Annotated in this window: 29 protein-coding genes; 10 read left to right on the forward strand and 19 right to left on the reverse strand. The window is 68.9% G+C overall.

What is annotated here, in order from left to right:
* Positions 1 to 361: 361 nt before the first annotated feature.
* The 3 genes from AB0M02_RS36710 to AB0M02_RS36720 all read right to left on the reverse strand — a co-directional run bounded on the left by AB0M02_RS36710 (position 362) and on the right by AB0M02_RS36720 (position 2797).
* Positions 362 to 709: a hypothetical protein gene (locus AB0M02_RS36710; protein WP_364235669.1), complete on the reverse strand. Its 348-nt coding sequence runs from the start codon at positions 707 to 709 to the stop codon at positions 362 to 364.
* 156 nt (positions 710 to 865) lie between these two features.
* The gene (locus AB0M02_RS36715) at positions 866 to 1237 is read right to left on the reverse strand and encodes a hypothetical protein (RefSeq protein WP_364235672.1); all 372 of its coding nucleotides are present in this window, start codon (positions 1235 to 1237) and stop codon (positions 866 to 868) included.
* 912 nt (positions 1238 to 2149) lie between these two features.
* Positions 2150 to 2797, reverse strand: a complete 648-nt coding sequence (locus tag AB0M02_RS36720; RefSeq protein ID WP_364235674.1) for a maleylpyruvate isomerase family mycothiol-dependent enzyme — start codon at positions 2795 to 2797, stop codon at positions 2150 to 2152.
* Between the two features lie 87 nt (positions 2798 to 2884).
* Between AB0M02_RS36720 and AB0M02_RS36725 the strand changes: the two genes are divergently transcribed.
* Positions 2885 to 3370 carry a MarR family transcriptional regulator gene (locus AB0M02_RS36725; protein WP_364235677.1) on the forward strand — a complete coding sequence of 162 codons (486 nt, stop codon included), beginning with the start codon at positions 2885 to 2887 and terminating at the stop codon, positions 3368 to 3370.
* Between the two features lie 435 nt (positions 3371 to 3805).
* Here the strand turns inward: AB0M02_RS36725 and AB0M02_RS36730 are convergent, their stop codons facing one another.
* Positions 3806 to 4048: a hypothetical protein gene (locus tag AB0M02_RS36730; RefSeq protein ID WP_364235680.1), complete on the reverse strand. Its 243-nt coding sequence runs from the start codon at positions 4046 to 4048 to the stop codon at positions 3806 to 3808.
* Positions 4049 to 4171: 123 nt separating this feature from the next.
* Here AB0M02_RS36730 and AB0M02_RS36735 point away from each other — a divergent pair, with 123 nt between their 5' ends.
* Entirely contained in the window at positions 4172 to 4501 is a 330-nt protein-coding gene (locus tag AB0M02_RS36735; RefSeq protein WP_364235682.1) for a hypothetical protein, read from the forward strand.
* Positions 4502 to 4806: 305 nt separating this feature from the next.
* Here AB0M02_RS36735 and AB0M02_RS36740 read toward each other — a convergent pair whose 3' ends face one another.
* The 4 genes from AB0M02_RS36740 to AB0M02_RS36755 form a co-directional block, all read right to left on the reverse strand.
* Positions 4807 to 5184: a hypothetical protein gene (locus AB0M02_RS36740; RefSeq protein WP_364235684.1), complete on the reverse strand. Its 378-nt coding sequence runs from the start codon at positions 5182 to 5184 to the stop codon at positions 4807 to 4809.
* Positions 5185 to 5433: 249 nt separating this feature from the next.
* Positions 5434 to 6789 (reverse strand): helix-turn-helix domain-containing protein, encoded by a 1356-nt coding sequence (locus AB0M02_RS36745; RefSeq protein WP_364235687.1) that lies wholly within the window; start codon positions 6787 to 6789, stop codon positions 5434 to 5436.
* Positions 6790 to 7996: 1207 nt separating this feature from the next.
* Complete coding sequence (locus AB0M02_RS36750) at positions 7997 to 8473, reverse strand: YcxB family protein (protein WP_364235690.1); 477 nt, start codon at positions 8471 to 8473, stop codon at positions 7997 to 7999.
* A 136-nt stretch (positions 8474 to 8609) separates the two neighbouring features.
* Positions 8610 to 8753 carry a hypothetical protein gene (locus AB0M02_RS36755; protein ID WP_364235692.1) on the reverse strand — a complete coding sequence of 48 codons (144 nt, stop codon included), beginning with the start codon at positions 8751 to 8753 and terminating at the stop codon, positions 8610 to 8612.
* Between the two features lie 26 nt (positions 8754 to 8779).
* Between AB0M02_RS36755 and AB0M02_RS36760 the strand changes: the two genes are divergently transcribed.
* On the forward strand, positions 8780 to 10570 hold the full coding sequence (locus AB0M02_RS36760; RefSeq protein ID WP_364235695.1) for a phytase: 1791 nt from the start codon (positions 8780 to 8782) through the stop codon (positions 10568 to 10570).
* Positions 10571 to 10752: 182 nt separating this feature from the next.
* Here AB0M02_RS36760 and AB0M02_RS36765 read toward each other — a convergent pair whose 3' ends face one another.
* The gene (locus AB0M02_RS36765; RefSeq protein WP_364235696.1) at positions 10753 to 11994 is read right to left on the reverse strand and encodes an Ig-like domain-containing protein; all 1242 of its coding nucleotides are present in this window, start codon (positions 11992 to 11994) and stop codon (positions 10753 to 10755) included.
* Between the two features lie 375 nt (positions 11995 to 12369).
* On the opposite strand from AB0M02_RS36765, the gene AB0M02_RS36770 reads away from it, so the two are divergent.
* From AB0M02_RS36770 to AB0M02_RS36780, 3 genes are read left to right on the forward strand one after another with little or no spacing between them, the layout of a single operon-like run.
* Positions 12370 to 13473, forward strand: coding sequence for a glycosyltransferase family 2 protein (locus AB0M02_RS36770; protein ID WP_364235699.1), 1104 nt, complete (start codon positions 12370 to 12372; stop codon positions 13471 to 13473).
* A 22-nt stretch (positions 13474 to 13495) separates the two neighbouring features.
* A complete protein-coding gene (locus AB0M02_RS36775; RefSeq protein ID WP_364235701.1) occupies positions 13496 to 13654 on the forward strand; it encodes a hypothetical protein in 159 nt (52 codons plus the stop codon).
* A gap of 3 nt (positions 13655 to 13657) precedes the next feature.
* A complete protein-coding gene (locus AB0M02_RS36780) occupies positions 13658 to 14695 on the forward strand; it encodes a glycoside hydrolase family 16 protein (protein WP_364235703.1) in 1038 nt (345 codons plus the stop codon).
* On the opposite strand, the gene AB0M02_RS36785 is transcribed toward AB0M02_RS36780, so the two are convergent.
* From AB0M02_RS36785 to AB0M02_RS36815, 7 genes are all read right to left on the reverse strand, one after another.
* Positions 14679 to 16580, reverse strand: a complete 1902-nt coding sequence (locus AB0M02_RS36785) for a glycosyltransferase family 2 protein (protein WP_364235705.1) — start codon at positions 16578 to 16580, stop codon at positions 14679 to 14681. The two genes, AB0M02_RS36780 and AB0M02_RS36785, sit on opposite strands and share 17 nt — an antisense overlap.
* Positions 16581 to 16669: 89 nt before the next feature.
* A complete protein-coding gene (locus AB0M02_RS36790) occupies positions 16670 to 18241 on the reverse strand; it encodes a SpoIIE family protein phosphatase (protein ID WP_364235706.1) in 1572 nt (523 codons plus the stop codon).
* On the reverse strand, positions 18238 to 19587 hold the full coding sequence (locus AB0M02_RS36795; RefSeq protein WP_364235707.1) for a sensor histidine kinase: 1350 nt from the start codon (positions 19585 to 19587) through the stop codon (positions 18238 to 18240). Before AB0M02_RS36795 ends, AB0M02_RS36790 begins: the two co-directional genes overlap by 4 nt.
* A complete protein-coding gene (locus tag AB0M02_RS36800) occupies positions 19584 to 20615 on the reverse strand; it encodes a SpoIIE family protein phosphatase (protein WP_364235709.1) in 1032 nt (343 codons plus the stop codon). Before AB0M02_RS36800 ends, AB0M02_RS36795 begins: the two co-directional genes overlap by 4 nt.
* On the reverse strand, positions 20612 to 21016 hold the full coding sequence (locus tag AB0M02_RS36805; RefSeq protein ID WP_364235711.1) for an ATP-binding protein: 405 nt from the start codon (positions 21014 to 21016) through the stop codon (positions 20612 to 20614). The genes AB0M02_RS36800 and AB0M02_RS36805 overlap by 4 nt, the downstream gene beginning before the upstream one ends.
* On the reverse strand, positions 21013 to 21432 hold the full coding sequence (locus tag AB0M02_RS36810; protein WP_364235713.1) for an STAS domain-containing protein: 420 nt from the start codon (positions 21430 to 21432) through the stop codon (positions 21013 to 21015). Before AB0M02_RS36810 ends, AB0M02_RS36805 begins: the two co-directional genes overlap by 4 nt.
* A 1-nt stretch (position 21433) precedes the next feature.
* A complete protein-coding gene (locus tag AB0M02_RS36815; RefSeq protein WP_364235715.1) occupies positions 21434 to 22285 on the reverse strand; it encodes an STAS domain-containing protein in 852 nt (283 codons plus the stop codon).
* A gap of 161 nt (positions 22286 to 22446) precedes the next feature.
* Between AB0M02_RS36815 and AB0M02_RS36820 the strand changes: the two genes are divergently transcribed.
* The 3 genes from AB0M02_RS36820 (at position 22447) to AB0M02_RS36830 (ending at position 23672) form a co-directional block, all read left to right on the forward strand.
* A complete protein-coding gene (locus AB0M02_RS36820) occupies positions 22447 to 22800 on the forward strand; it encodes an anti-sigma factor antagonist (protein WP_364235717.1) in 354 nt (117 codons plus the stop codon).
* A 107-nt stretch (positions 22801 to 22907) separates the two neighbouring features.
* Positions 22908 to 23375 (forward strand): large conductance mechanosensitive channel protein MscL, encoded by a 468-nt coding sequence (gene mscL / locus AB0M02_RS36825; RefSeq protein WP_364235980.1) that lies wholly within the window; start codon positions 22908 to 22910, stop codon positions 23373 to 23375.
* Between the two features lie 63 nt (positions 23376 to 23438).
* Positions 23439 to 23672, forward strand: coding sequence for a hypothetical protein (locus tag AB0M02_RS36830; protein WP_364235719.1), 234 nt, complete (start codon positions 23439 to 23441; stop codon positions 23670 to 23672).
* 2 nt (positions 23673 to 23674) lie between these two features.
* Here AB0M02_RS36830 and AB0M02_RS36835 read toward each other — a convergent pair whose 3' ends face one another.
* A complete protein-coding gene (locus AB0M02_RS36835) occupies positions 23675 to 24451 on the reverse strand; it encodes a zf-HC2 domain-containing protein (protein ID WP_364235722.1) in 777 nt (258 codons plus the stop codon).
* A 69-nt stretch (positions 24452 to 24520) separates the two neighbouring features.
* On the reverse strand, positions 24521 to 25150 hold the full coding sequence (locus AB0M02_RS36840) for a CGNR zinc finger domain-containing protein (RefSeq protein ID WP_364235724.1): 630 nt from the start codon (positions 25148 to 25150) through the stop codon (positions 24521 to 24523).
* Between the two features lie 133 nt (positions 25151 to 25283).
* Between AB0M02_RS36840 and AB0M02_RS36845 the strand changes: the two genes are divergently transcribed.
* A complete protein-coding gene (locus AB0M02_RS36845; RefSeq protein ID WP_364235725.1) occupies positions 25284 to 26084 on the forward strand; it encodes a L,D-transpeptidase family protein in 801 nt (266 codons plus the stop codon).
* Here the strand turns inward: AB0M02_RS36845 and AB0M02_RS36850 are convergent.
* Positions 26078 to 26497 (reverse strand): hypothetical protein, encoded by a 420-nt coding sequence (locus AB0M02_RS36850; RefSeq protein WP_364235727.1) that lies wholly within the window; start codon positions 26495 to 26497, stop codon positions 26078 to 26080. The genes AB0M02_RS36845 and AB0M02_RS36850 overlap by 7 nt on opposite strands.
* Positions 26498 to 26590 lie beyond the last annotated feature (93 nt).

A 26590-nucleotide genomic window follows, 5' to 3' on the forward strand; every position in this document is an offset into this window, starting at 1 on the left:
GGCGGCTCGTGCAGCCGGGCGGGCGGCATACCGGATCGAGCAGGGCCGCCGCCCATTGCTACCTGACCGGCTGGGACATGTCGGGCACCATCTTCATCGAATGCCGAGCGGTACGGCGTGTTCGTGTGGCGACGATGCCCAGGATGCCTGCTACGTCGGCGCGGGAGAAGACGCTGCCTGGTGGGGCCAGCAGAAGTGCGCGGTCTGCGAGCGAGTGGGTGTCGTGCACGAAGGGAGCCGACCCGCGATCTGACCGAACGGCATTCCGGTCGGCGTACGGCGCGTAGGGGTTCGGGTGCTGCCACTGAGAGCAGCGCGCGGATTGCGGCAAATGAGTGACTCGGGTGCCCCCTTTGGCCAGCTAGTCCAACTGTCGTGCGCTTGCCAGAGTGCCGATCTTCTCGACGAGGGTCACGGGTATCAGGAAGGCGATGTCCCACGCCTCATCGTCATGTCCGATCAACACCGTCGCGATTTCAGGATCTGCCCCCTCGCCGGGAGCACACCAAAAGACCCTGTCGCCGGCGCTTACTCCAGCGGCGATCGACCTACGTTGGTCCCACGCGGCGGCTCGGACGCCACGCAGCTTGGCCAGATCCTCGAAGGCTGCCCAGACGTTCAGCTCCCAGTCATCACCGCCTTGGAGCTTGAGCACCACCTCGTGCGGTGGACCGGCCGCACCCAGCGTCACGTCAATGACCGGTTGCATGCGGCGATCATAAGCCGCGAAGCGGCGCACCTAGATCGGCAAGAGCGTGCGGTAGCTGACCAGGTGGATGCACAGAGCGCGACCAGCGCGGTAGGCGATGCGCGCCATCAGCGGCAGATCAGTGCGTTACTCGCGGGCCGCTTCTTGATCTGCGGGTCAGCCGTTCACCGCTGCGGCACGAATTGCTCGAAGCTGTTCGGTTCTGCGTTCGGCTCGGCGTCGTGAGTAGGAGCCGAGGGCGGGGATGATGGCGGCCGGACTACCGTCCGGGCCGATAAGGATCGGGCCGTGAATGGCCGCCACAATCCGATGGTCGATCTCAGCGCACTCGATCGACGCGACCACCGTCCACGGAAGGAACTCGTCGCGGCCGTCGACCCTGCCCCGGATGTGGATGCCCTCGACATCGAGAGTCGCGCCAAGCCGGACCGTACGCCACACGCCGACAAGGCTCGCGGGCACAAAGACCAGTCCGAGGCCAACACTAAACCAGTCTCGCCAGGCGAACGATCCGTTGGCAGGTACCACACACCGAACATTCCGAGAACCAGGAGCAGCAGAGCGATCTGGGCGTACGGCCGAACCACCACCCGAATCACGACGATCATGATATCGGCCGAGCACCTGATCAGAGGCGGTATGCGACGGACCGCCCCTGGCCGGGCGGCACGATCGGCGGCATGTCCGTGCGGCGGCGAGCGGCGAGGCTATGCGGTACTTGCGCGGGTTCACGACGTGCCGGAGATGCCCTCGTTGCGTAAGCGTGCCCGTTCGATTCAGGTGTCTTGGGTCAGTGCGTAGCGGTCCAGCGCGGCGGCCCACATCCGCGCGATCATCCGGTCCGGGACGAGGTGCAGCAGAAGGAGCATGAGCTCCTGCCGTCGGGGCTCGGTGTTGACCCATTCGGCGTGTAACCGGCTGCCTCCACCGTCCCGTGGGCGATCCGGACGAAGCCCTGGCTACCTCCTCCGTAACTGCTTTCGACTACGGTCCAGCGAACCACGGAAGGCACGGACCAGTAGTAGCGGGCGACAACCCAGAACGGTGACCGGAGGGTGCTTTCCCGTGCGACGGCCCAGTGGAGCCCATGCTCACGTAACTCGTACGTCTTCGGGTCGAGGGTGCGGTTCCAGATGTGCAGCCGCTCCTGAGTGAAGTCCGTCAGGGCTCGGTACACCTGCTCGGGTGATGCGTGCGTCTCGATGTCGAAGCGCATGATCCCTCTCGCCCTGAGCCGGGTCAGGCCAGGGCCGCGCTCGACGCCGACGATGCGGTTGTGGTGGACCACCTCGGTGGGCGGTGTCGGGCGGGGATGGCTGTCCGTCGAAGGCGCGCGCCACGCGGATCGGGTGCATGTCGGCTGCTTTCCCTTCGGGAGGGTCGTGGTGTCGTTCGGTGGGTGTCGGCCCGTGCGGCGGATGTCCGGCGGCGGGCACGGGATCAGGCGGCGACGGCCCGACGTAGGTCGTCTGCCCCGGGGCCGTGCAGGTGCCCGATCCACACGGCGCGTCCGGTGAGTAGGAGGAACAGGTCGGTCATGGTGCCTGTCACCTGCGCGCCGTCGCCGGTGGACCAGGCGTGGTCGGTCGCGGTGAGCCGGAACGTCGCCAGCGGCAGCGAGCGGAAGACTTTCGCGTTCCCGCGGCCGCGGTAGGAGACCACCCGGTCGGCTGCTTCGGCCACCTCGGCGGCGGGGACGCGGATCTCGCGGCCCAGGGGGATGGCCATGTCGAAGGTGTGGCCGACGGCGTCGATGAGCGACTCGCGGCAGGTCAGGCCCGGGAACGTGCGGTGGCGTCCCACAAGCAGATCGAGCCTGTGGAGGAGTTGCCCGGGGTCGTGGCGTCGGGAGAGGTCGATCGAGCCTTCCCGGATGAGGTGGTTGGTCCGGCCCGGATGCCGGATCGCCAGCAGCGTCAACTGCCGCACGGTCAGCAGCGGCATCGTCAGGTGCGCTGCGACGTCCTTGACCGTCCACCCCTCGCACAGCGAGGGGGTGTCCCACTCGCCCGGGGCCAGGCCGGTCAAGAGGTCCACGATGGCGCGGCGTCGCCGGTCGACGGCCGACCAGACCTCGGTGTCGTCCATAGAGTCCGATCCCTTCACCCGACCGAATCTAGTACGATAATGGTACTAACAATTGGTCCTGATCGGGACTACCTGGAAGGGTCTCTGGTGGAACGCGAGATCTCGTCCGGCTGGCTGATGTTCATCGGCTTCCGGGCGGCCGAGGACCGCATCGTCGCTGCGCTCGCCGAGGCCGGCTACGCCGATATCACCCGGGCGCAGGCCCGGCTGCTGGCCGGCATCGACCTGGACGGCACCAGGCTGGTCGTCCTCGCCGACCGCGCCCGGATCCCGAAGCAGACCGCCCTCGCCCTGGTCAACGGCCTCGAGGCGGCCGGCTACGTGGAACGGGTGCCGGATCCCTCCGACGGGCGAGCACGACTGATCCGGCTGACAGCACACGGCCGAGGCGGGTTGCCCGTCGCTATCGCCGAGGAAGCGCGGATCGAGGCCGACTGGCAGGCACTCCTGGGCATCCGACGGATGCGGGCGCTCCGCAGGGCGCTGTGGGAGCTGGCCTTGAGCGCCGACCCGCACCTACACGCGCCCGAAGACCCGCAGCGAGAAGAACCTGAGGGCGGACACAACGGTTGACAACCGTAGGCCAGGGAGGCGGAACGCATCGCTGGATCCCTGCTCCGTACATCCCAGATTCCGTGATCACTTATCCGCTCATCGGCTACTTATCTACTGGTCGTACGACCGCAGCCCGGCCAGGCTTGGTCGAGGTGACCAGCGGGATAGCTCTCTCATCGGCTGCCCACCGTAGTTGGTGTGGCTCTCATTTGGCGTGCGCTCCGCTGGTCACCGCGGCGCGGAGAGGCTCCAGAGGGGTATGCCCAGCTCGAAGTAGCGCTGCCCTCCCGCCAGTTGAGTACGCGTGGGCTGCGGATGTCCGGGGCTTATCGTCGCTGGCCATCCCTACCGCAGCACGCCGACGCCTGCTGGGGGTGCAGGACGACGGAGCGCTGGTTCGTAATGCTTTCCGAGTGCCGTGTCGGGGCATAGTGCCGCCGCGCTGCAGGGCGGTCAGCTCTGGCGGTGGTCGAGTGACGTGTTGCGGGTGCGATGTGCCGTGATTGTGGTGGTTACGAATCCGGCGAGTGCGTCGCCGACGGCTACTGCCATGCCGAATATGCCGGCTGGGGCGATGCCGGCGGTGAGCGTGACGGCGATCAGGGCGGTGAGGACGGCGCCGAGCCGAAGCCCGGTCAGGGTGAGGGTGGTTTGTGCCAGTCGCGAGCCGTGCTGGCCGCGTAGTAGGGCGACCATGGCGAGGAGGGTGAGTACGGCGGGCGCCGGTCGCGGCGGAGGCACCCATCACGATGAACGGGCCTGCTTGTTCGGCGGTCATGTTGCCGTCGCGGTAGGTCGGGGCCCCGGCAGAATCAAGCCATGAACGACCAGGGACTCGGCCTCGGAGAACAAATCGTGCTCGAAGACCTAGAGGATTCCCCCATGCCCCTCTGGGAAATCGGATGGCCCGAGGCGCCATCACGGCAGCGGGTTGCCGAGGTGTGCGGCCCAGGTCTTGTCACGTTGGAAGCCCGCGGTTTCATCGAGGTGCGGCGCTTCGAGAGCTGGCCGGAGCCGTGGGACCGCGGCCGACCCGTTCTGGGCGACGAGCTTCTTGCTGAAAGCCGACGCGTCGAGAGATGGACCTCCAACGCCGCTCGAACTCACCTGGTAGCCCAGGTCACCAAGGCCGGCGAGAGATATCTGTAGCTACCAGGGCCACCCCACACGTTCGCAGCGGGCCCACGCCCTGATGACTACGGGATCACTGGAGTCGAAACTCGCGGACACGACATCTGCCAACGATCAAGCGGTTGTCAGCGGTGCCGAAAGCCTTAGTGAAACGGTGCCCGGACCCGCACAGATAGCCACCTGCCGTTCAGCTCCGGACCTGTCGAGGGCAACGTCAAGCGGATCTCTCAGATGCTCAAGCGGCAGATGTACAGCAGAGCCGGCGTCGACCTACTCCGCAAACGAGTCCTGCCGGCATGATGAAACCAAGCTGATCATGTGCATCAATCGAAGGTGATACTCACGGACGGATCGACAGACCGAAGGATGCCCCAGTCCCCGGTCATCTCCCAGGCGGCCTCGCCGTCCCAGAGCACCTGGACTACTACGTCAACGTTCCCAAAGTCCGAATTGCCCGAGGCGTCGGTCGCGGCCGGCAGGTCAGAACGATCCAGTAGGAGTTTCCTGCTGGAAACCGAGAGCCGTGCAGCGTGGTAACAGTGCTGCTCACCAGGCACAGGCGGTTGATACAGACGGTGACTCGGTGTCAGGACGGCGTCCAGTTGAAATGCGACATCGCGCGCTGCGGACCTAATGCCCAACACCCACGAGTCCTCGAGATAGACATCGGCGAGGTCCGGGAAGGCCTCCTGGTACTCCATCACAGCAGTATGTCTCGCCCGCCCGGCCGTTCACAGAACATGCCTGGCGCTCATCGATTTTAGGATCGATCACTCTTCGCGGGACAGAACCCCAAAAGGACGCGGAGAGTTACCGGTGGTGATGTCGACGACGGCGACGACGATGTTTCCGCTCCCACGGGAGCGGGGTCCACGCAGGTTTCCGCGCCTGATCGTCGCGATCCGGTTGGTCTCGTGATTGAGGGATCGGAGCCGAGTGGTGGAGCTCGTTCATCCTTGCGGCCTGGCCTGGCCTGTCGTGCTTTTTGGGTGCGGTGGTTGGGCGTGGGGAAGCGCTAGCAGGCGTGAGACGGTGTCCGCTGTCGCGAGTTCGGTGAGGGTGCGTGCGCTGCTGGAGTTGCTGGTTGCGGACAGTGCCCGGAGCCAGATCTGGTAGCTGGTTGTTTCCATGTGCCAGCGGATCATGATGGCCTGTTCGGTGCGGATCTCGCTCAGCAGGCGGTGGCGGAGGGTGTCGGGTAGCCAGGCCAGGAGCCGGGCCACGCAGAGTACGGGCGTGTGGGACAGCACGGCACCGGCGGCGCGGGGCCGCAACGCGGTCAGGAGTGCGGCGGCTTGGTGGCCGGTCATCTCCAGGAGCAGGTGGGCGGCGTGGTCGGCCGGCATTCGGGTGAGTAGTTTGGCGGCTTTCTGGACCGGGAGTGCGGTGAGGAAACCGGCGGCTGGGTCGGGCGGGAGCATGACGAGTACTCGGGCGGCGATGCTCGCGTCGGTGGTTGACAGCAGCGTCATGGTTTCGGTGAGGGAGAGGCTGAACAGCAGTTCCGCGGTCAATGCTTGCGGGAGCGGTGTCCCGGTCAGCATGGTGATGCGGGTCTGGAGCGGCAGTTCTTGCACGGTGGTTCGGACCAGGTCGACGTCGAGGTGGCTGAGACGCTGGGCGAGTACCGCGGTGGGCATGAGGAGCAGGGCGGCCGCGGCGGCGGGTGGGCGCATCAGGGCGAGGTGGGTGACGGCGTCGCCGACCGTTTTCAGGGTGAGCAGGCGGGCTGCCGGGGCGGGATCCATCTCGTTGAGGCAGGCCACCGCGTATCGCGGTTGCAGGCCGTTGAGGTGACCGGTGGCGAGCACCGGGTCCATGGTGGCGAGCAGCTTCGCGACCAGTGTCGGGTGCAGCCGTTGCAGGAACCCGATCATTGTTTCGGGTGGCCGGGAGGCGAGTAGTTCGGCGGCCCGGTCGAGGGGGACGCCGGTGATCTCGTTGCGTAGCTGTTCCGCTTGTGCCGGATCGTCGGTGGCCGTCGACGGTGTGCGGGCGGCGGGTGCCGGGCGCGCACGTGGCGGGACCGGGTGGGCGGGCCGGCGGCGGCGGCCGGCGGCCCGGTTGCGGGCCTGGGTCCACCAGGCAAGTTGGTCGGCCGGCACCCCGCAGGCCTGGGCGAAGCGGTAGACGACCTCGACGCGGGGCAGTACCCGTCCGGACTCGGCGTTGCCGAGTGTGCTGTGCGGCAGCCCGGTCAGCACGGCGAGTTCCCGCAAGGTGGGCGGGTCGTCGGTGGGTGACGGCCGGTCGGCGGTCAACCGTAGCCGGCGGAGCAGCTCCGCCAGCTCAGCGACCGTGTTCACGGTGCGTGGATCCAGTAGTAGCTCTTGCGTCGATGCCGGGACTGCTGCGTGCATCGTCCGATCCTGTCGCAGCCGGTTCCAGGCTGTCTCATCTGTCACCCGATTGGGGGTTATAGGGAAGCGCACACGTGGTGCGTCGTTGATCGTTGCCGGTCCGGGATAGTCAGGCGCATTCATGTCCCTGGTGGGCTTGCCTGCTCACGCGACGGCGGATACGGATGGCGTGGCAAGCCGCTACGCCCGGTCTGAGTTTGGGAGGTGAAGCCCGCTCCTCGACATCCGGCTCCCACGGTGGAGCCCTGCAGGGTTTGTTCTTCCACCGGCGGATGCGCTGCAACCCGCTCGAGCGGGTTGCACGCCGCTGTCGGCGAGTGGAAGGAGCCCGAAGGAGAAGTGTCCAGTCCGAGAAACGATCCGTGTGGCAGATGCCGGCCCCGGCGGGGCGGCGCACACCGCCGGGTCGGGAGAGGTATCCGCGGCCTCTCCGGGAACACCCTGGCGCCGACGATCCTGGCTGCCCTGCGGGGTCTCGCGTGGTGGGAGATGTTCCGCAAAACACGAAACGCTCATCACCCAGCCGGTGATGAGCGTTTACGCGGAGGTGTACGACACGGTCACCCGGTTCCTAGGCCTTTGACCGTGTCTCCAAGGAGCGGGTCCGCTGCCAGCGGGCCCGCTCCGCTTCTGCTATTGAGCACAACGAAGCACGACGCCACAGGTTACGCCGCTCAGCCTTGTTCCCAGGCGCCCGCCTCACCTCGGCCGCATCGGCGGGCCGTGCTCTTCCGGGACTCGGGCAGCGCGCAAGGCGGCATCGGCGGGTGTGCCCGCTCGGCGTCGACGAGCGGGCGAGTCCGGCCGGCACATCCGCGGAGGCAGTGGGCTTGCCCAGCACGGGCCGGTGACATGTGCCAGAGCGCTCACGTCGCCGACCCCAGAAGGACGGCGCGGCGGGAGTGGAAGGGCCAGGCAGGCCCGTTGAGGCTGCGCGCCGCGAGGGTGTGTGTGATGTCCGCATGGCCGATACCCTGGTTCGCGGGACCTCGGCACGCTGCCCGCGGCATCTTGCCCGCCGCGACGATGAACGGCTCACGAGTCGTCTGTCATCGGGCGCCCGTCGGCGGCACCGGTCGACATTGATCGTGACCTTGCCCGCCGCGTGCCATCCACCGACGCGTCCCCGCAGCACAGAGAAACAGCGTGTGGCTCAGCGTGGAGTCAGCCCGGGGCGTGCCGCCAGGAACTGCTCGATCGAGTGCTGCTCGTCAGCGCTGAACGCGACACGCGGCACGGGAAGCTGTGTTGCGCCGTGTTTGAACAACCAGGAGTGCTTGCCGGTCCGGATCTGCGAGATGCCGGGCCAGGCGACCTCGGTGCGGCTGCTCGGTGTCTGGATGAGAACACCCGCGGCGCTGATCTCGTAGTGCAACGGGGTGGTGAGGATCTTCCGCTGCGGTGCCCAACTCAGCACAGCGACGAGATCGGGGAACACGACAAGGACAACGCCGACGCCGATCATCAGCAGGGCGCGGCCGTCGAAGCCGCCGGCGAACCCCAACACGGTCGCTAGCGGCAGCTGAACGAGACCGATGATCCGTGCCCGCCGGGCAGATTTACCTAGGGTGTCGAGAACCATCTTCCGGAAAAGACCATAGGTGAGCTGGAGATCCGCGATCGCATGCACGCGCGGCAGTATGCCATCCCCTCGATCTGTCGAGGTGAATGCCTGCGGCAGAAATGAACTGCCATGGTTGCGCCGGAGCGGGCAGGATCATGGTGACGGCACCCGGTATCCAGACCAAGCCGTGTCGATGGCGTGATCACTTGATGCTGTTCGCCGCTCGGTGCAGCAACTCTGTCAGTGCCGCGGTGCGGTCGGTGGTGGTGGACGGGCTGCCGGTCGCGGCGGCGTGCAGCCGCTGCGGGAAGTCGACGGCTTCGGCGAGCCACGAATCAGGGCCCACCCGCGGCCTGACGGAGGGACCCACGGATGGGCGTGGTGTACGCCGACCATCACCAGTTCCGCATCATCGAACCCGGACGGCGCCCCGCCCCGCCGGAACCGACCCGCAGCGGTCTCATCGCCGTCTGCGGGCCCGGCGCCGCCATCGTCTTCACCGGCATCCACCAGGGACCCGTCACCGTCACCGTCGACACCCGCCAGGACCGGCCCGGCACCGTCGACACCGGCGGCTGGGAGGAGGTCGTCGACGTCAGCATCGACGCACCAGCCGGACTCCTGCAGCCCACCTCACCAGCCGACGACGACCCCGAACCGTTGCCCTGCCTCACCACGGCACCCGGCTGGCACCGTCTGCGTATCCACGCCCGCGGCCGCGACATCGCACCCGACGGGGTCGCCACCAGCCCCACCGAGACGTACCTACTCGTAGCCTGGCCCGAACCACCTGCCGATAGGAGTAGGCGAGGTTGGCGCGGGCTCGCAGGGTCTCGGGATGTGCCGCTGACCGACACCGGCGCACCTTCTGCATCCACCCCTGTGGCGCGCACGTTGTTAAAGCGCCGGCCACCGGGTGGTCAGGTCGATCGGGAACGCTTTGATCTCATGCATCGGACTGCCGGACTTGCCGCCCTACTCGCGCTGACCGCGCTTGCCGCCTCTCCTGCCCAGGCTGCGGAGCGGCCCGCTCGGGAGATCACCGCCACGGTCGAGACCCCGGGGCTTTTCGACGATGAGGCGGGTGGGGACGCTGACGCGGACGACCCGGCTATCTGGATCAACAAGGCTGACCGGGCTCGTAGCCTGATCATCGGGACTGCCAAGAACGGTGGTCTGCGTGTCTACGATCTGCGGGGCCGGGAGGTCCAGTCGATCGCGACGCCGGCGGGTGGGCGGTTCAACAACGTGGATGTCCTGTCGGGGTTCCGGCTGGGCAAGCGCCAGGTCGACATCGCCGTGGTGACCGACCGTGGGCTGGACAGGTTGCGGGTCTACAAGATCGACGCGAGTGGCCTGACGGACATCACCGCCGCGGACGTGCCCCTGCTGTTCTCCAAGGACGAGGCGGAGGTCGAGGAGCAGGCCACCGGCTACGGTTTGGCACTCTATGACCGCTACGCGGTCGTTTCCCGGCGGCACTCGACCAGGTTGGGCATCTTCCGGCTCGAGGAGCGACAGGGCAAAGTCACCTACCGTACGACGGACACGCTCGACCTTCCGCGCGACTTCCGCCTTCCGAACGGTGGCAGCTGGTCGCCCTGTCTCGAGCCGGGTGAGGACCCCCAGGTCGAGGGCATGGTCGTGGACGCCGAGGCGGGTGTCCTGTACGCCGCCCAGGAGGACGTCGCCCTGTGGCGTATCAGCCTGAAGGGCGGCACGTTCAGCAGCGTCCCGCGGATCGTGGAGAAGGTCGCCGAGTTCGGTGTTCCCGGCACCTATGACCCGGAGACCGAGGAGTGCGTCCTCGACGCCGCGAACGACCCCGGCTTCGGCGGCCGCATCCACGCCGACGTCGAGGGCGCCACGATCTACCCGACCGGCAAGCGCGACGGCTACCTGATCGTCTCCAGTCAGGGCGACAGCCGCTTCTTCGTCTACGACCGCCGCACCAACCGCCCGCTGAAGATCTTCTCGGTCGTCGACGGTCCCCGCGCGGACGGCGTCCAGCACTCCGACGGCGCCGCGGCGACCGCCGTCGCACTACCCGGCTACCCCCGGGGCCTCCTGGTCCTCCACGACGGCGAGAACGTCCCGAACGACGACCGCACCAGCACCAACTTCAAGTACGTCGACTGGCGCAACCTGAACCTCCCGTCCTGACGCCGGCCTTTCGGCGATGTGCAGGTACAGGTACGCCTTACGGTGGTCGTCAGTGTCCTCGGGCGGAACCGTCGACTAAATTGGAACGTGTCAGCCCTTCCTGCCCAGGTGGTGGTTGAGCGCCGGAGCGGGGACGACTTCCCAACAGTAAGTCAGCCCCGCTCCGACGCGACCAGCTCGGGTCAGCGGCCGTATTTGTCGAAGGGGACTGTCCAGTCGCCCAGGCCGTTCCAGATGGGTAGGTCTCGGGGGGTGTTCTTGACGTCGACGATGTCGCCGACCCGGAAGTTGTTGTAGACCCACTTGGCGTCGGCGGTGCTGAGGTTGATGCAGCCGTGTGAGAGATTGGCGCGGCCCAGGGAGCCGTTCCACGGTGCGGCGTGCAGGTATTCGCCGGAGTAGCTGATGCGTGTGCAGAACTCGATGTTCTCGGACACGTAGTAGTTGGGGTCCTTGGGGTCGGTGACGCCGTAGCTCGCCGAGCTCATCGTGTGCTTGCGCTTCTTGCCCAGCACCACGTGGGGGCCGCCGGCGGTCCAGTAGCTGATGCGCTCGCCGTTCGCGCCGGTGGTGCCGCCGCCCTTGCCGAGGCTGCTCTTCATCGTGCGGACGAGTTTGCCGTCGATGTAGACCTTGGTGAGGTGGGTGCGGTTGTCGCTGATCGCGATCAGCTCACGGCCGATCTTGAAGGTGGTCGAGACGTTCTTCGCGCCGTATGTCGTCTTGCCGAGCTTGACGCCGTACATGTTGACGCTGACCTTGATCGTGCTGCCGGCCGCCCAGTACTTCTTCGGGCGCCAGTGCACGGTCTTGTCGTCTTTCCAGTAGAACTTGCCCTCAACGGAGGGCGAGGTGGTGATCTCGATGGCCTTCTCGGCCGCGTTCTTGTTGACGGCGCGGCTGAACGCGACGATGACCGGCTGGCCGACGCCGTAGGTGCTGCCCTCCTTGAGGGCGAGCATGCCGTTGGCCTGGAACGTGACCCGGGCGGTGTTCTCCGGCTTCAGTGTGGTGAAGGTGTGGTCCTCGGTCGTCGACGTGCCGGCGCTGTCGGTGGCCGTGACGGAGACCTTGTACTTCTTGCCGTACGCGAGGTCACCCGTCGAACGCCAGGATCCGTCGCCCTGCATCTCGCCCTCGACCGTCGTCTTGCCTGCGGTGACGGTGACCGACTGGAGCGTGCCGTCCGCGGCGCTCACGACGATCGGGTCGACCGGCAGCACGCCGGTGCCCCCGTTGGCCGGCGTCACGCTCAGCTTGACGGGTGCGACGAGCGCCTGCTCGAGGTTGGCCGCGGGCTCGACCCAGTTCGTGGCGCCGCTGCCGCTCGTCTTTCCGGACGAGGAGCACCCGGCGGCTGTCGCGGCGGTGGCGGCCGCGGCCACACCCGCCGCGCCGAAGATCACCTTGCGTCGCTGAATCATGACTCTCACATTCGTGGGATGTCGACCGGCGCCATCCATGGCCCTGCAAGAAAGAAGACGTGAGCGAGGCTCAAAACGTTGCCTCTTCTTTCAAAGAGAGATCATCCTGACAGATTTACATCTCTGCCGGTAGACCGCATCGATCGGCGGCAGAACGTTCGGGTTCGACCGCCCTTGCGGCGGGTGACTGCGGCGTTACGTCGGGTGCCACAGGCTGCTCGGAGGAGTGCCGCATCCGAACAGCCGACCCCGCGGTGAGGTAATGCCGTAACCGTTCACCCGGCGGAGGGAAAGGTCCCTTTTGTGGGGTCTCAGAGGGCTGCCAGGATTGCCGCAAATAACGCAATCCCATGTTGCCGATTTCGGAAGGCACCGATGCAATCAAGCATTGAAGGCAACCGCCAGGCACAGGTCGTCGTGCTGATTCCCGCGCACAACGAGGAGTCGTCGATCGGTGCCACGGTGCAGGCGCTGCTGAGCCAGGAGCGGGTTCCCGACCGCATTGTGGTGATCGCGGACAACTGCACCGATGGAACGGTTGCGATCGCCTCCGCCCTGCGGCACCAGGCGCTCGTCGTGACCGAGACGCGAAACAACCGGGACAAGAAGTGCGGCGGTCTCAATGCCGCCTGGCGCCGGTACGCGACAGACGCCGACATCGTCGTCTGCCTCGACGCCGACACCGTCCTGCCCCCGAACGCCATCGGTGACTGGATCGAGGAGTTCGCCACCGACCCCGGCCTCGCCGGCTCGAGCAGCAAGTTCACCATGCGTGGCACCGCATTCCTGGTCCGCCTGCAACGTGCCGAGTTCGCGAAGTGGACCGACTCGTCGCTGCGCCGCGGCTGGACCTCGGTCCTGGCGGGTACGGCGTGCGCGATCCGCAACTCGGTGCTGCACGAGGTCGTCCGTACCCACCGCCGGTACGGGCCGTGGCTGCACGCGAGCCAGGTCGAGGACTTCGAGCTGACCTATCGCATCCGGGAGCTCGGCTACTACTGCCGGGTGTCGCCGACGGTCCGCGCGTACACCGATGCCATGACCACGGTCCGAGCGCTGTGGGGCCAGCGGATGAAGTGGCAGGTCGGCACGGTCGAGGACCTCATCCGGTTCGGCGTCAACCGCCGTACCCTCCTCGACTGGCGCCAGCAGGCGGCCGGCCTCCTCGCCGCCTCCGTCCGCTTCGGCTGGATCTTCTTCACGGTCCTGTACGCCGCGCTCGGGATCCTGCACTTCGCGCCGTTCTGGTTCTTCGTGCCGCTGCTGTTCATCGCGAACGACGTCAAGCAGGCGATGCGCATTCCGCACCGCGACCGCTGGGACATCGTCCTCGCCGCCCTGCTTCTTCCCCAGGAGGCCTTCGCCTGGATGCGCGCCTGCTGGTTCGTGGCCGCCTGGGCGGAGGTCATCCGCAGCCGGATCACCGGCACCCGCAAGGACCGCTGGACCATGCAGTACGCGGCCGAGGCCGCGGTCTGATCAAAACGGAGCTGAACAACCTATGTACGGAACTCGTGCGGCACTCGCGGGCGGCGGCGCCGTCCCGGTCACCGGTGCGCTGATCGACCTGCCCGCGTGGATTCTCGCCGTCGTCACGCTCACCTTCGCGATCGGTGCACTGGTCGGACTGGTGCGCCCGGCCGGCGCGATCAAACCCTGACCGTTGCGAACAGCGACAGCGCTGGCGTCGGGACTGGTCTGCGCCGCCGCCCTCACCCTCCTCGGTCTCGACGAGCCGCAGGGCTACAGGGTTCCGGTACCCGAGGCCGGCACGTGGCTCATCACCTTCGGCATCGCGTCGGCCCCCGGTCCGTTCGCCCTGGTGGCAGCGGGTGCCGCCGGGACCGTACGACAGGAGGTCGAGGCCGGCCGCATCAAGCGCGCGGCCATCCTCGTGCCGGTGGCCGCCGGCCCGTCCACGGTCACGGTCACGGTCGAGTCCGTGACCGAGGCGCCGGTCATCACATCCGTGACCCCTGCTCTGGCCCGCCGCGAGACCGGGCCGCCCGACCTCGTCTTCGCCGACGACTTCGACGGGCCGGTGCTCGACACCGCCAAGTGGGTGACCGAGACGGGCCGGGACGGCTGGGGCAACAACGAGTTGCAGAACTACACCTCGAATCCCGCCAACGTCTCGGTCGGCACCGGGCTGTTGGAGATCACCGCGCACCGGGACGGTGGTGACTTCACCTCCGCTCGGCTCAACAGCCGCTTCTCGGGGACGTACGGCCGCGTCGAAGCCCGCATCAGACCGACGGCCGGCGCGGGACTGCTGCCCGCGTTCTGGATGCTGGGCGCCGACGCCGGCAGCCGTCGCTGGCCCGGCTGCGGGGAGATCGACATCATGGAGAGCCTCGGCGGGAACGAGCCGTACACGGTCCACGCGACGATCCACGGGCCGGATGCCGGCGATCAGCCGTGGGACCGGTCCACCTCCCACACCGGCACCCGGGTTCTGGCTGACGACTTTCACACGTACGCGCTCGACTGGTGGCCGGGGCTCATCCAGATGTCGATCGACGGCAAGGTGTACGCGTCCTACGCGCCCGAGGACCTCGCGGCCGGTGAGCAGTGGGTCTTCGACAAGCCGTTCTACCTGCTGCTCAACGTCGCTGTCGGCGGGGACTGGCCCGGCGCGCCGAGCCCGTCACTGCCGTTCCCGCAGACCATGCGGGTGGACTCGGTCAGGTGGTGGCAGTGACCAGTACGGGACGGGAACCGGTCACCTCGGCCAGCTGAGCGGCCGTCACGTAGCCGTCCTCGACGGCCAGGTCGCCGAGCCGGCGCCACGGGCCGTCGGTGGTGATCTGGCGGTCGAGCAGTTCGCCGAGCTGAGCCTCGGTCAGCAGGCCCGCCTCCATGAGCACCTGGCCGACCCGTCGACGGGCGACCACCGGCTGGGTACGCGACCACCGGCTCAACGTCAGATGCAAGATCGGGATCAGGCAGGTGACGATGGTCAGCGCCGCCCAGACGTAGAGCGACACGTACGAGTGATGCATAGCAGTCCCGGCCGCGATGAATACGGCGCTCAGGCCGGCCCACCCCAGGTGCGGCCGGAAGGTGCGCCAGGTGTCGCCGGTCGCCGCGGAGCCCTTGGGGGTGACCACGTATGCGAGGGGCCGGCCGGCCAGCTGGGCGGCGGCAGCGGCCAGATAGATGGGTGCGGTCGCCAGCTCCAGGAGCATCCCGCTCAGTCCCCACGAGCGGCGTTCGTGGTCGACCAGGTTGAACCGGCGCGTGAACTGGACGAAGGCCAGCCCCACGACCGTGTTCAGCACGAACAGCGCGGCCCACACCACGCTGGGCAGCCGCGTGATCGTGATGCCGCCGACCAGGTAGAGGCCGGTGAGGAAGATGCCGCCCACCCAGGAGACGGCGGTGGTCGGATAGTGCGTCTGCAACGCGGCGAAGGACAGGCGCTGGCTCATCAGCGGCAGGCGGGCCAAGACCGCCGGGGAATGGCTGCGGGCGATCTGCCAGATTCCGTACGCCCACCGCTTCTGCTGGCTGAAGAAGTCGGAGTACGTCGCCGGCCCCTCGCCCACCGCCACCACGTCGGGCGTGTAGACGCCGCGCCACGCGTTGCCGGTCGCCGGATTGACCGCCCCGAAGATCACCATCGACGTGAGGTGGTCCTCGATGATCGAGTCCTGGTAGCCGTCGATCTGCCGGAACGCCGCCGGACGGTACAGGTGGTTCGTGCCGATGAGCAGGGGAGCACCGCGCCCGTTGCCGCCACGCTGGATGACGCCGTGGAAGAGGTAGGCGAGCTCCGCGGCACCGCGCGCGACGAACGACTCGGTCAGGTTCGCGTACACCTGCGGGGCGACCACGAAAGCCGTGTCCGGATCGGCGAAGTAGCCGAGCGTGCGTTCCAGGAAGTTCGGGTAGGGCACGTGGTCCGGGTCCATCTGCGCGACCACGTCGTACTCGGTCTCGTGCGCCGACCGCCACGCGTTGTGGTTGCCGTGCTTGGTGCGGGCCTTGAACGGGCCGGCGGCCTGGTTCCACTCCGGCCGGCCCTTGCGGCTGAAGTGGCGTACACCCAGCCGTTCACACCGGCGGCGCACCTCCGGGTCGTCGCCCTCGTCGAGCAGCCACACGTCCAGAACCCCGTCGTGCCGGATCCGGCGCATCGCCCGCAGCGTGGCCATGACCAGGTCGACCGGTTCCTTGCCGGGCACGATCGTGGTCAGGACCGCCACCCGCAGGCCGGGCTGCGGCACCATCGGAATCGGATCGCGGGCGCGGGCGGCGAAGAACGTCAGCACCAGCGTGCGCAGCGCGACGATGATCTGCATGAGCACCATCACGGCGAGGCCGATCACGGTGAAGACCGCGGCGACGGGATGCAGCGAGTCCAGCGCCGGCAGGTGGCCCGGCAGCAGGAGGAAGACCGCGAGGGCCACGGCGGCGGCGACGTGCAGCACGCCGAGGCCACGCAGGGTCCACTCGGCCCGGCGGGCGTACGCGTGGCGGTACTCGACGCGGTCCCTCGTCGGCTGCAACGGGCCGGTCAGTTCGGTAGCCGTACGGCCGTAGAGCGCACCGGGCACTCGCCGTTCGACCTCGATGTTCGCCACGTAACCGCCTCTGCTGTCGCTGGTTGTCCTCCCATCGGCGGCGGGCATGCCGAAACCAAGGAGAAACCGGATGCGACAGGGGGTGCGGGTCAGGCGGAGCGGCGAAGCGCCACGACGGCGATGTCGTCGGCCTGTTCGCCGGCGCCGGCGAGCTGGGTGAGCAGGCGGCGGCAGAACACGTCGAGGTCGTCCTCCACCTCGGCGGCGCAGGCGGCCAGCGCCGCCATGCCCTCGTCGATGTCCGCGTCGCGCCGTTCGATCAGCCCGTCGGTGTAGAGCACCAGCGTCCCGCCGGGCGGCAGCGTGTACTCCAGCTCCGTGCGCGGCGGCGCGTCGATGCCGAGCAGCGGGCCGCGCGGTTCCAGGAACCGCACCTCACCGTCGATGTGCACCAGCGGCGGCAGATGGCCGGCGCCGGCCATCCGGATCCGGCCCGAGGCCGGATCGAGGGTGAGCAGGCAGAGCGTGGCGGAATCGGTCGGCAATACGGTACGCATGAAGCGGTTCACCAGCTCCAGGACCGCTCCCGGTGGGTGTCCCTCGACGGCGTACGCCCGGACCGCGTGCCGCAGCTCGGCCATGACCGTCGCCGCGTGCAGCGAGTGCCCGGCCACGTCACCGATCGCCACCAGCAGTTGGTCGCCCAGCACCGTCAGCTCGTAGAAGTCGCCGCCCACCTCGGTCTGCGAGCCGGCCGGTTCGTAGAGCACCGCCCGGTCCACCCCGGGCACGTCCGGCAGTCGCGACTGCAGCAGGCTGCGCTGGAGGGTCACCGCGATCCGGTGCTCCTCGTCGAACGACCGCTGCGCCTCCACGGCCGCCGCCACCGCCTGGGACAGCTGCCGCAGCACCGGGAATCCGGGTGTCTGCGAGCTACCCGGCGCGGCCACGTAGACGGGTGGGCGGTCGGCTCGCAGCCGGGCCGCCGCGACCGCCACCGTCTCGCCCTCCGGCCACTCGGCGACGTCCCAGTCCGCGGTCTCGTCGGAACGCACGAGCGACCCGACCGCCACGGCGTGGCTGGGTACCGCCCATCGGCGTACCGATGCGGGTTTGCCGACCGCGGCCAGGCTCTCGCCCTCGGAGGTCTCCGCCACCACGGCCGCGGGCCACCCGAAGATGTCGCAGGCCCCCTCGGCTGCCGCCGCCAGCAAAGCGGGCAGGGTGGACGCCGAGTTGATCGCCAGGGTGGTCTCGGCCAGCCGGACCATCCGCTCGGCGAACAGCTCCGCGCGCTGCCGGGCCCGGTAGTAACGGAGCACGGCCTGCGCGGTCGCGATCAGCTCGTCCGGCTCGATCGGCTCCACCAGGTACGCGTCCGCGCCCCGGTTGAGCCCCTGTGTGCGGTCACCGACGTCCACGGCGTGCGCGGAGACGTGGATGACCGGCAGTACCCCGTACCGTTGATCGGTCTTGATCCGCTCGCAGACCTCGAAGCCGCTCATGTCGGGCAGCTTCACGTCCAGCACGACCAGGTCCGCGTCGGCCTCCAGCAGCCGGCTCAGCGCCTCACCGCCGGTCTCCGCCTCCAGGACCACGAAACCGGCCCTTGTCAGCCAGCTGACCAGCAGATATCGCTTCGTCGCGCTGTCGTCGACGACGAGGACCGTGGCTCTGCCCTGGTTCTCGATCGGCCTTCCGCCGCGGACCGGCTCGGTCATGAGACAGCCGGCAACTGCAGCGTGAACGTGCTGCCGGAACCCGGTTCGGAGTCGACCCGCAGGCCGCCGCCGAGGATGCCGGCCAGCCGCCGCGCGTACGGCAGGCCCAGGCCGGTGCCCCTGCCGCTCACCGGTTTGCTGCCCGGGACCTGGTAGAACTCCTCGAAGATCCGCTCGTGCAGCTCCGGCGGGATGCCCGTGCCGGTGTCGGCGACCACGAACTCCACGTCACCGCCGGTGCTGCGCACACTCAGGCGTACGGAACCGTCCTCGGTGAATTTGAGGGCGTTGGTCAGCAGGTTGCGCAGCACCTGGGCCAGCAGCACCTCGTCGGAGCGGATACCCGGCACGGCCGGCTCCTCGACGATGAAGTCCACCTCGGGGCGGGTGGCGAGTGGGCGCAGCGTACCGCGCAACTGGCCGAACATCGCCCGGAGGTCCACGTCGGACCAGTTCGGCTCGATCCGGCCGGCCTCGGCCTTGGCCAGGTCGAGCAGGCCGTTCACCAGGGTGAGCAGATCGGTCGCCGAGGTGCGGATCAGGCCCACCTGGCGATCCTGCTCCTCGGTGAGGTCGTCCGAGCCGGAGTCGGTGAGCAGCCGGCCCAGCCCGATGATCGCGGTGACCGGGGCGCGCAGCTCGTGGCTGACGTTCGCCAGGAACCGGCTCTTCGCCTCGCTCGCCGCCCGCAGCTGCACCGACTTCTCGTCCAGCTCGGCGTAGAGGGCCACGACGCCGCGGTTCGTCTCCTCCAGCTCCTCGGAGAGCTGGTGGTAGAGCGCCATCACGCCGCGGTTCGTCTCCTCCAGCTCGGCGTTGAGCCGGGCCAGGTCGTCGCGCTGCGCCCGCACCTCGTCGAGCGCCGCGATGAGCTGCTGGTTCTGCACCGCCAGCTCGTCCAGAGGGCTGCCGGGGACATGCTGGGCCAGGCCCGTGCGAATCTCGTCCATACGCGCCGGGGTCAGTGGCGGCGCGCCGGGCGGCAACCGCCGAGCCATCCGGACAACTGTCCCGGAACCACCATCGTCGACCTCCATCGTGTCGACCAGACGACCGACCTGCTGGAGCTGTTCAGCCAGCCTGCCTGCCTCGCCGGGCGCGGGGTGCGCCATCGACACCTGCAGAGTAGGTACCCCGTACGGCACAACGGTGAACGCCACGTCAGCGTCCTGCCCACCGGCCAGCAGCACCCGGCCCACCTCGCTGAGAGCCGTGGCCATCCGGGTCTGGTCCTGCGTCTCCAGCCCGACGGCTCGGGCCACTTCCCGGCCGAGCTGCCGGACCACGAAGATGTCCTGCTCAACCCGCAGGCGCATGCTCATCAGCGGCTCGGGTCCGCCGGTCATGACGACCGCGCGACCAGAACGCCGGCGTCGTCACGGCGGGTGCCGGCGTCCCGCAGGACTGTGGCGGCGATCACCTCGGGCGAGCGGCTGAGCAGGCCGGGGTAGTCGGCCGGCTGCCAGCGGTCCACCACACCGTCGGAGTGCATCAGCACGATCGCGCCGGGGGCGAGCGGATAGTCGTACTCCCGGACCTGCCGGCGCTGATGGCCGGCGATGCCCGGCATCGACACCATGCCGCGGCGGGTGCCGTCCGGGCCGAACACCGTGCCGGAGATGTTGCCCAGGCCGGCGTAGCGGACCAGGCCGGCCTCGCTGTCCAGCTCGGCGACCGCCAGCGCGGCGCCGCGGGTGTGGCTGATCGCGCGGTGCAGCGACTCCACCACCACGGCGGGCGGTGCGGACGGTGCCTTCAGGAACGTGCGCACCGCCTCGTTGGCGGCGGCCGCGGCCAGGCCGCCGTGTCCCAGGCCGTCGCAGACCAGCAGCTGACGGCGTCCCTCGGCGTCGCGTACGGCGTACGCATCCCCGCTGACCGTCTCCCCGGTGATCGGCCGGGTGATCCCCGCCGCCCAGGACGGCTCCGGCGCCGTGGCCGGCCACACCCGCACGGCCAGCACCGTGCCCTTGCCCGGGATCGAGTGCAGGTCGGACCAGCTGGCCTGGCGCAGTATCGCGCCGAACCCGATGCCGAGAGTGCCCGCCGTGGAGTGCCCGTCGCCGGCGGACCGCTGGACGTCGACCATCCCGGGCCCGTTGTCGATCGCGATCAGCTCGACTCCGGCCTGCCCGGCGGTGCGTACCGCCCGCAGCAGGACGGTGCCCTGATCGGCGTGCTTGACCAGGTTGCCGGCGGCCTCGGCGGCGACGATCGACAGATCGGCGACCCGGTTGTCGGGCATGCCGAGCTCGGCCGCGAGCCGTTCCGCCGCCCGGCGCACGGCAGCAGCGGTCCCAGCGGCCTCCACCCGGAACCAGACTCCTCCGTCCAGGAGCCCTTCGGGCAGTGACGCCACCGTGCCTCCGCTCATCGGCACCACTTGACAACGGTAATGGTCGTCCCCTTACCCACCTCGGTCTGGATGTCGAACTCGTCCACCAGCCGGCGGGCGCCGCTCAGACCCAGGCCGAGGCCGCCGCCGGTGGTGTACCCGTCGGTGAGGGCCAGATCCAGGTCGGCGATACCCGGACCCTGGTCGGCGAAAACGATCCGGATGCCGGCGCGGCGCTCGTTGCGGACCCGGGTCACCTCGACCTTGCCGCCACCGCCGTACACCAGCGTGTTCCGAGCCAGCTCGCTCGCCGCGGTGACCAGCTTCGTCTGGTCGACCAGCGACAGCTTCACCGCCACCGCGACGGTGCGCACCAGCTGCCGGACGCGAACGACGTCCTGGTCGCTCACGACCGGGATCTGCTGGCTCTCCTCGTTCACGGTGTGGTTACCGCTGCCTGGTCGGCATCATCCTCGTCGTCGTCCAGCTCCAGGTCGTCCGCGGCGGCGGCGTCGGCGAGCATCTCGATGCCCAGCTCGACGTTGAGCGCCGTGCGGATGCCGGGCAGCGAGAGCCCCAGCTCGACCAGGGTGATCGCCACCGCCGGGCGCATGCCGACGACGACGGTCTCGGCGTCGAGCACCCGGGAGACGGAGGCGATGGTGGCCAGGGTGCGCCCGACGAACGAGTCGACGATGTCGAGCGCGCTGATGTCGATGATCACGCCGTGGCTGCCGGTCGACACGATCCGCTCGGCCAGATCCTCCTGGAGCTGGAGAGCGGTCTGGTCCTCCATGTCGATCTGGATGGAGACCAGAAGAATGCCGCCGATCTTCAGGACCGGGACGCGCTCCACGTCAGCGCTCCGAGTTCTTCGCGCCGGTTCGCCGGGTCTTACCGATGACGTGCCGCAGGGCGTCGGCCAGCGTGGACTTCGTCGCGATGTCGCCGAACTCGATGCCGAGGGCCACGATGGTCTGCGCGATCTGCGGCCGGATGCCGGAGATGATGCAGTCGGCGCCCATCAGCCGGGCCGCCACCACGGTCTTCAGGATGTGCTGCGCCACCTGGGTGTCGACCGCCGGCACACCGGTGATGTCGATGATCGCGTACGGCGAGCCGGTGTCCACCAGCGTCTGCAGCAGCCGCTCCATCACCACCTGGGCCCGTGCCGAGTCCAGCGTCCCGACCAGCGGCACGGCCACCACGCCGTCCCACAGCTTCACCACCGGGGTGGAGAGCTCGAGCAGCTGCTCCGCCTGATCGGCGATGAGCGTCTCGCGGACCCGTACGTAGCTGTCGAAGGTGAACAGCGCGGCCCGGTCCACGAATGTGGAGAACGCCACGTAGTCCCGGAGGGTGGCGGCGTCATCGGCGGCGCCGAGCACCTCCAGCGTCGCCTCCTTGAACGCGAAGACGCTGATCGCCGTCTCGGTGGCGGTGAAGCCCTGCCGGGCGCGGTTGCTCGACAGCTCGCTGAGCTGTGCCCGCAGCTCGGCTGACGCCTCGTCGGTCAGGTCCACCGCACCGGCGGCGAGCGCCTGCTGAAAAGCCTTCTGCAGATCCGTCGTCTGCCGTTGGAGCTCGGCTCCGCTCAACCGGCCCTGCAGGCCCTTGGCGACCAAATCCGTCCAGCGAGCCGACAGCGGCTCCGCGTGAACCTTCAGCAGGTCGGCGAAGCGGGTCGCCTCGTCCGGACTCAGCGGCATCACTGTCTCCCACCACGCGATCCGTGCGCAACGGCCGGACTTTACCATCAGGGTGTCCATTAGTTGCTGTAGACCAACTAATGGACACGGTCAAGCTTCGTCCCGTTCTGCGCGTCCCTCGGTACGTGGAGTACCGTTCAGCAATAACTGGAGGTCGGCGAATGTCCCTGACGGTACAAACAGAACAACGCGGCGACGTGGTGGTCGTGTCGGTCGCCGGCGAGCTCGACATGGCGACCGCCCCCCAGCTGCAGGATCAGATCAGTGACCTGCTGGAGAAGGGGCGCACGCGTCTGGTGTTCGACCTCGCCGAGGTGTCGTTCTGCGACTCGACCGGTCTGTCGGTCTTCGTCCGGGCCAAGAACAGCACCGACGACGCCGGCGGGACTGTCCGGCTTGCCGCCCCGCAGCGCGGTGTTCTGCGTATTCTCGAGGTGAGCGGTCTGGTCGAGGTGCTGCACACCTATCCGACCGTTGACGAGGCTGTCGCGGCCGACCAGCCGGCGCTCGACTGAGCCTGCGCGTTGGCCGGGCCGACCGGTCGGCGTAGTTTGTCGCCGACCGGTGACGGGCATCCGTTGCCGGACGAGACTTCCGGCCCTCAGGAGCGCCCGTGAGCAAGATGTTCCAAGGTTTCAAAGACTTCATCATGCGCGGCAACGTCGTCGACCTCGCCGTCGGCGTCGTGATCGGCACCGCGTTCACCGCGGTGGTGAGCAGCTTCACCAAGTCGTTCCTGGAGCCACTCATCAAGTGGATCTCGGGCGGTAAAGGGGAGCTCGCGGGCTCGTATTCGCCGACGGCCGGGGTCGAGTTCACCTACGCGATCTTCCTGAACTCGATCATCACCTTCCTGCTGACCGCTGCGGTCCTCTACTTCCTGGTCGTCTTCCCGCTGAACAAGCTCGCCGAGCGCCGCCAGCGCGGCGAGGAGCCGCCGCCGAAGGCGCCCAGCGAGGAGATCAAGCTGCTCACCGAGATCCGGGACGCGCTCGTCGCGCAGAGCCGGGCCGGTGGCCAGGGTCAGGGCAACGTCTACGGAAGCGCCGTGGACGAGGTCCTGCAGCGCCGCCAGGAACCGCCCCGCTGACACGCTGCGAAAAAGATCCGCCCTCTCGGCACTGTTCGAACATATGTTCGATACAGTGCCGGGATGGAGCAGCGTAAACACTGGTGGAACGGCAAGTGGGGACGTCTCGCCCGAAAGGATGTCTACCTTCGGACGAGCGGCGACCAGTGGTATGTCGAGCAGCGAGCAGGCGGCTCCGACGGTGTCTCCCACTTCTTCGAGTACGACAGTGAGGACGCCGCGCTCGACATGGTCCGCGCCCTGCTGGCCGGTCCGGACGAGTGGCGTGAGCTGTCCGTCCGACCACCCGCCCGCTGAGCTCAGGCGGCTCGGCGGTCGTCGTGCGAGGCGGTCAGCGGGCCGGACGGTGGCGGCAGCAGCCGCAGCCCCGGCCTCGGCGCCGGCATCTCATCGGTGCCGTCGCCGTCGAAGCGGGCCCGCCAGCCGATCCCGGCCCGGTTGCCCGGCGGCCGTGCGGCACCGCCCACGCCCCGGGACAGGGCCAGCACCAGCAGATATCCGAGGATGACGAAACCGTGGCCGACCAGCCGCGTGACGTCCACCCGGCCGCCGGTGAGGTCGTTGACCGAGAGCAGCAGCAGCATCGCGACGAACGCGGTCAGCATCGGCACCAGCCCGGTTGGCCGAGTCCGGCGCAGGGCGATGAACAGGTATCCGGCGCCCACCGCGACGTTCCAGGCGGCCGACTCGTGCCACAGGTGGCCCGGTGTCGCGTTCAGCCCGCTGTGCTCGTGACCGGCGCTCACCCCGCCGCCCACCTGCGTCAGCCCCAGGATCAGCTGCACCGCCCCGACCATGGCCAGCGCCACGTAAAGCGCCGCGGCGGCCGGGAGACGCCATCGGCGGCGGGACCGCTCCGGCTCGGCGGGCAGCGCTGCCAGGATCGCCGCGCTCAGATCGGGCACCGCCGCGACCGGCCCGGTCCGGGTCAGCCGGTTGACCGCCGCCGCCCGGTCCAGCCACGTCCGGCAGTCCGCACACCCCGCCAGGTGATCATCGACCAGCGGCCGCAGAGCCGGGTCGTCCTCGCCGTCCAGCTGCGCGGAGAGCATCTCGCGCCACCGCTCACATCCCATGTCCCCATAGTCGTCCGCGAACGTCTCCTGGTTCCAGGGCTGATCAGCGGATCGAGGAAATGGGGCGGATCAGCGGGGTTCCGGTGCCCGCACGATCCCCGACTGGTCGCCGGTGTGGCCCAGCAGGCGGCGGCGCTCCCGGAAGGCCCGCAGGTTCGCCGTGTTGCCGCAGGTGCTGACGTCGTGCCAGACGCCGCTGTTGTTGCGGGACGTGTCGAAGAACGCGGCACGGCAGGCGGCGTTGTTGCAGAGCTTGAGCCGCGGCCAGAGGCCGGCCTGCTGAGCCAGGTGCGCCTCGGCCCACAGCGCCGAGGCCAGCCAGCGGGTGCCCCGGCCGGTCGGCACCACCCGGACCCAGCCGTCCGCGTCCGGCACGAGGCTGACCTGCACGTCCGCGGGTGGCAGGGCGCCGTCCGGCTCCGGGTGGGCCCCGGCGAGCACGACGTTCTCGAAGGCGGTGCGCAGCCGTCGCAGCGAGCGCAGGTCGGCGGCGGAGAGCAGCAGCGTCGGCGCCGGCAGGCCGGAGACCCGCGACCAGGTGCCCAGCGACTCGGTCACCCACCACTGGGCGTCCTCGGCCGTGCCCAGCAGGTCCGGACCATACGACATCGCGGCGCGTGTGTTCAGCAACTCCTGCACGAGTGCGAACCCGCCGGGCGCCTCCCGTACGCCGTGCCGGGCGCTGGCCTTCCATGACATAGCCAAAGGGTACTCGGCTCTTTTTGGCGGTCGCCCCCGACGGGCCACCCCGGCGAGTGGATGATCACCGAATCGGCGTGGACCATTGTGAATGGGTCTCTACAATGACGCGACCACCAGCGAGGGAGGGCCCGTGCGGAGAGTTCTGGCGATCACCGTCGCCGCCGTGGCAGCGCTGACGCTGGCCGCCGGCTGCGACTCGGACGACCCGGTCGCGGACGGGACGGCTCCGTCCGTACCCCTCTCGCCGTCACCAAGCGCAACCACCGCCTCACCGGAACCCTCGGCACCCAGCTCGTCGCCGTCGTCCTCGCCAACCGCGACGGCCGCGCCCAGGCCGAAGAAGCTCAAATCCGGCGCCAAGGGCGCCGAGGTCGTCGCGCTGCAGAACCGGCTCACCGAGCTCGGCTACTGGAACGGAAAGGCCGACGGCAAGTTCGGCGGCACCACCCAGCAGGCGGTTTTCGCCCTGCAGAAGGCCGCCGGCGTGGGTCGCGACGGCACCGTCGGCCCGAAGACCTGGAAGGCGCTGGACTCCGGCGTCCGGCCGAAGGCCAGGTCGACCAGCGGCAAGGTCGTCGAGATCGACCTGAAACGCCAGCTGTTGCTGCTGGTCGACAACGGTCAGATCGCCCAGATCTTCAACACCTCGACCGGCTCGATGGACTATTACGAGCAGGAGGGCCAGACCTACCTGGCCGACACGCCCCGCGGGAAGTTCCGGGTGAGCCGCCAGATCGACGGGTGGCGCAACGCACCGCTCGGCCTGCTCTGGCGCCCGAAGTACTTCAACGGGGGCATCGCCGTGCACGGTGCACCGAGCGTGCCGCCCTACCCGGCGTCGCACGGCTGCGCCCGCGTCTCGGTCGCCGCGATGAACTGGATGTGGAAGAACGACGCGCTGCCGATCAAGACCCGCGTCTGGGTCTACTGAAGGGTCAGCTGACGGGTCCGGCGCGGTGCCGGGATGGTGACCGGCCAGGCGGTGCCGTAGAGCTCGGCGCAGACGACCACGCCCAGCCACGGCACCCAAGGGCCGCGCAGTGTCACGATCCGGTCCCGGGTCTCGAGGGTGAGCGTCCAGTCCGCGGGTGACTGGCGCAGGGCGGTCACGGACCGCAGCGGAAACTCGTCCGGCCCCAGGATCAGCCGCCGACTCGTGATCACCGCCAGCCGGCGGCCCGCGCCGGTGACGTCGACCGGGAACCAGCCGTACTGCTTCTCGCCGGCCCGCAGCGCGACGGTCGGGCTGACCGCCGCCGGCCGCCCGCCCCGCTCCACGAGACCGGCCAGCATGCTCATCGAGCGGAAACCCGCCGCGAGCTGCTCAGGGTCGTACTCCGGCACCCACACGCTCCGATCCAGACCGGCCGCCCCGCGCGGCCCATCTGACCCTGGCATGCCGGACCGTCGGTGACCAAGCGAATACACACCACCGGG

Origin of the sequence: Actinoplanes sp. NPDC051861, assembly GCF_040681145.1 — a bacterium.
In the GTDB taxonomy this organism is placed as follows: Bacteria; Actinomycetota; Actinomycetes; order Mycobacteriales; family Micromonosporaceae; genus Actinoplanes.

What these genes read in the sequence shown, in the direction of transcription:
- AB0M02_RS36730 (WP_364235680.1), bottom strand. Translation starts at nt 4,048, where the DNA reads ATGGTCGCCCTACTACGCGGCCAGCACGGCTCGCGACTGGCACAAACC.
- AB0M02_RS36830 (WP_364235719.1), top strand. Translation starts at nt 23,439, where the DNA reads ATGGAGCAGCGTAAACACTGGTGGAACGGCAAGTGGGGACGTCTCGCC.
- AB0M02_RS36840 (WP_364235724.1), bottom strand. Translation starts at nt 25,150, where the DNA reads ATGTCATGGAAGGCCAGCGCCCGGCACGGCGTACGGGAGGCGCCCGGC.
- AB0M02_RS36735 (WP_364235682.1), top strand. Translation starts at nt 4,172, where the DNA reads ATGAACGACCAGGGACTCGGCCTCGGAGAACAAATCGTGCTCGAAGAC.
- AB0M02_RS36710 (WP_364235669.1), bottom strand. Translation starts at nt 709, where the DNA reads ATGCAACCGGTCATTGACGTGACGCTGGGTGCGGCCGGTCCACCGCAC.
- AB0M02_RS36790 (WP_364235706.1), bottom strand. Translation starts at nt 18,241, where the DNA reads ATGACCGAGCCGGTCCGCGGCGGAAGGCCGATCGAGAACCAGGGCAGA.
- AB0M02_RS36815 (WP_364235715.1), bottom strand. Translation starts at nt 22,285, where the DNA reads ATGCCGCTGAGTCCGGACGAGGCGACCCGCTTCGCCGACCTGCTGAAG.
- AB0M02_RS36795 (WP_364235707.1), bottom strand. Translation starts at nt 19,587, where the DNA reads ATGACCGGCGGACCCGAGCCGCTGATGAGCATGCGCCTGCGGGTTGAG.
- AB0M02_RS36770 (WP_364235699.1), top strand. Translation starts at nt 12,370, where the DNA reads ATGCAATCAAGCATTGAAGGCAACCGCCAGGCACAGGTCGTCGTGCTG.
- AB0M02_RS36835 (WP_364235722.1), bottom strand. Translation starts at nt 24,451, where the DNA reads ATGGGATGTGAGCGGTGGCGCGAGATGCTCTCCGCGCAGCTGGACGGC.
- AB0M02_RS36760 (WP_364235695.1), top strand. Translation starts at nt 8,780, where the DNA reads ATGGGCGTGGTGTACGCCGACCATCACCAGTTCCGCATCATCGAACCC.
- AB0M02_RS36800 (WP_364235709.1), bottom strand. Translation starts at nt 20,615, where the DNA reads ATGAGCGGAGGCACGGTGGCGTCACTGCCCGAAGGGCTCCTGGACGGA.
- AB0M02_RS36740 (WP_364235684.1), bottom strand. Translation starts at nt 5,184, where the DNA reads ATGGAGTACCAGGAGGCCTTCCCGGACCTCGCCGATGTCTATCTCGAG.
- AB0M02_RS36820 (WP_364235717.1), top strand. Translation starts at nt 22,447, where the DNA reads ATGTCCCTGACGGTACAAACAGAACAACGCGGCGACGTGGTGGTCGTG.
- AB0M02_RS36775 (WP_364235701.1), top strand. Translation starts at nt 13,496, where the DNA reads ATGTACGGAACTCGTGCGGCACTCGCGGGCGGCGGCGCCGTCCCGGTC.
- AB0M02_RS36720 (WP_364235674.1), bottom strand. Translation starts at nt 2,797, where the DNA reads ATGGACGACACCGAGGTCTGGTCGGCCGTCGACCGGCGACGCCGCGCC.
- AB0M02_RS36765 (WP_364235696.1), bottom strand. Translation starts at nt 11,994, where the DNA reads ATGATTCAGCGACGCAAGGTGATCTTCGGCGCGGCGGGTGTGGCCGCG.
- mscL (WP_364235980.1), top strand. Translation starts at nt 22,908, where the DNA reads ATGTTCCAAGGTTTCAAAGACTTCATCATGCGCGGCAACGTCGTCGAC.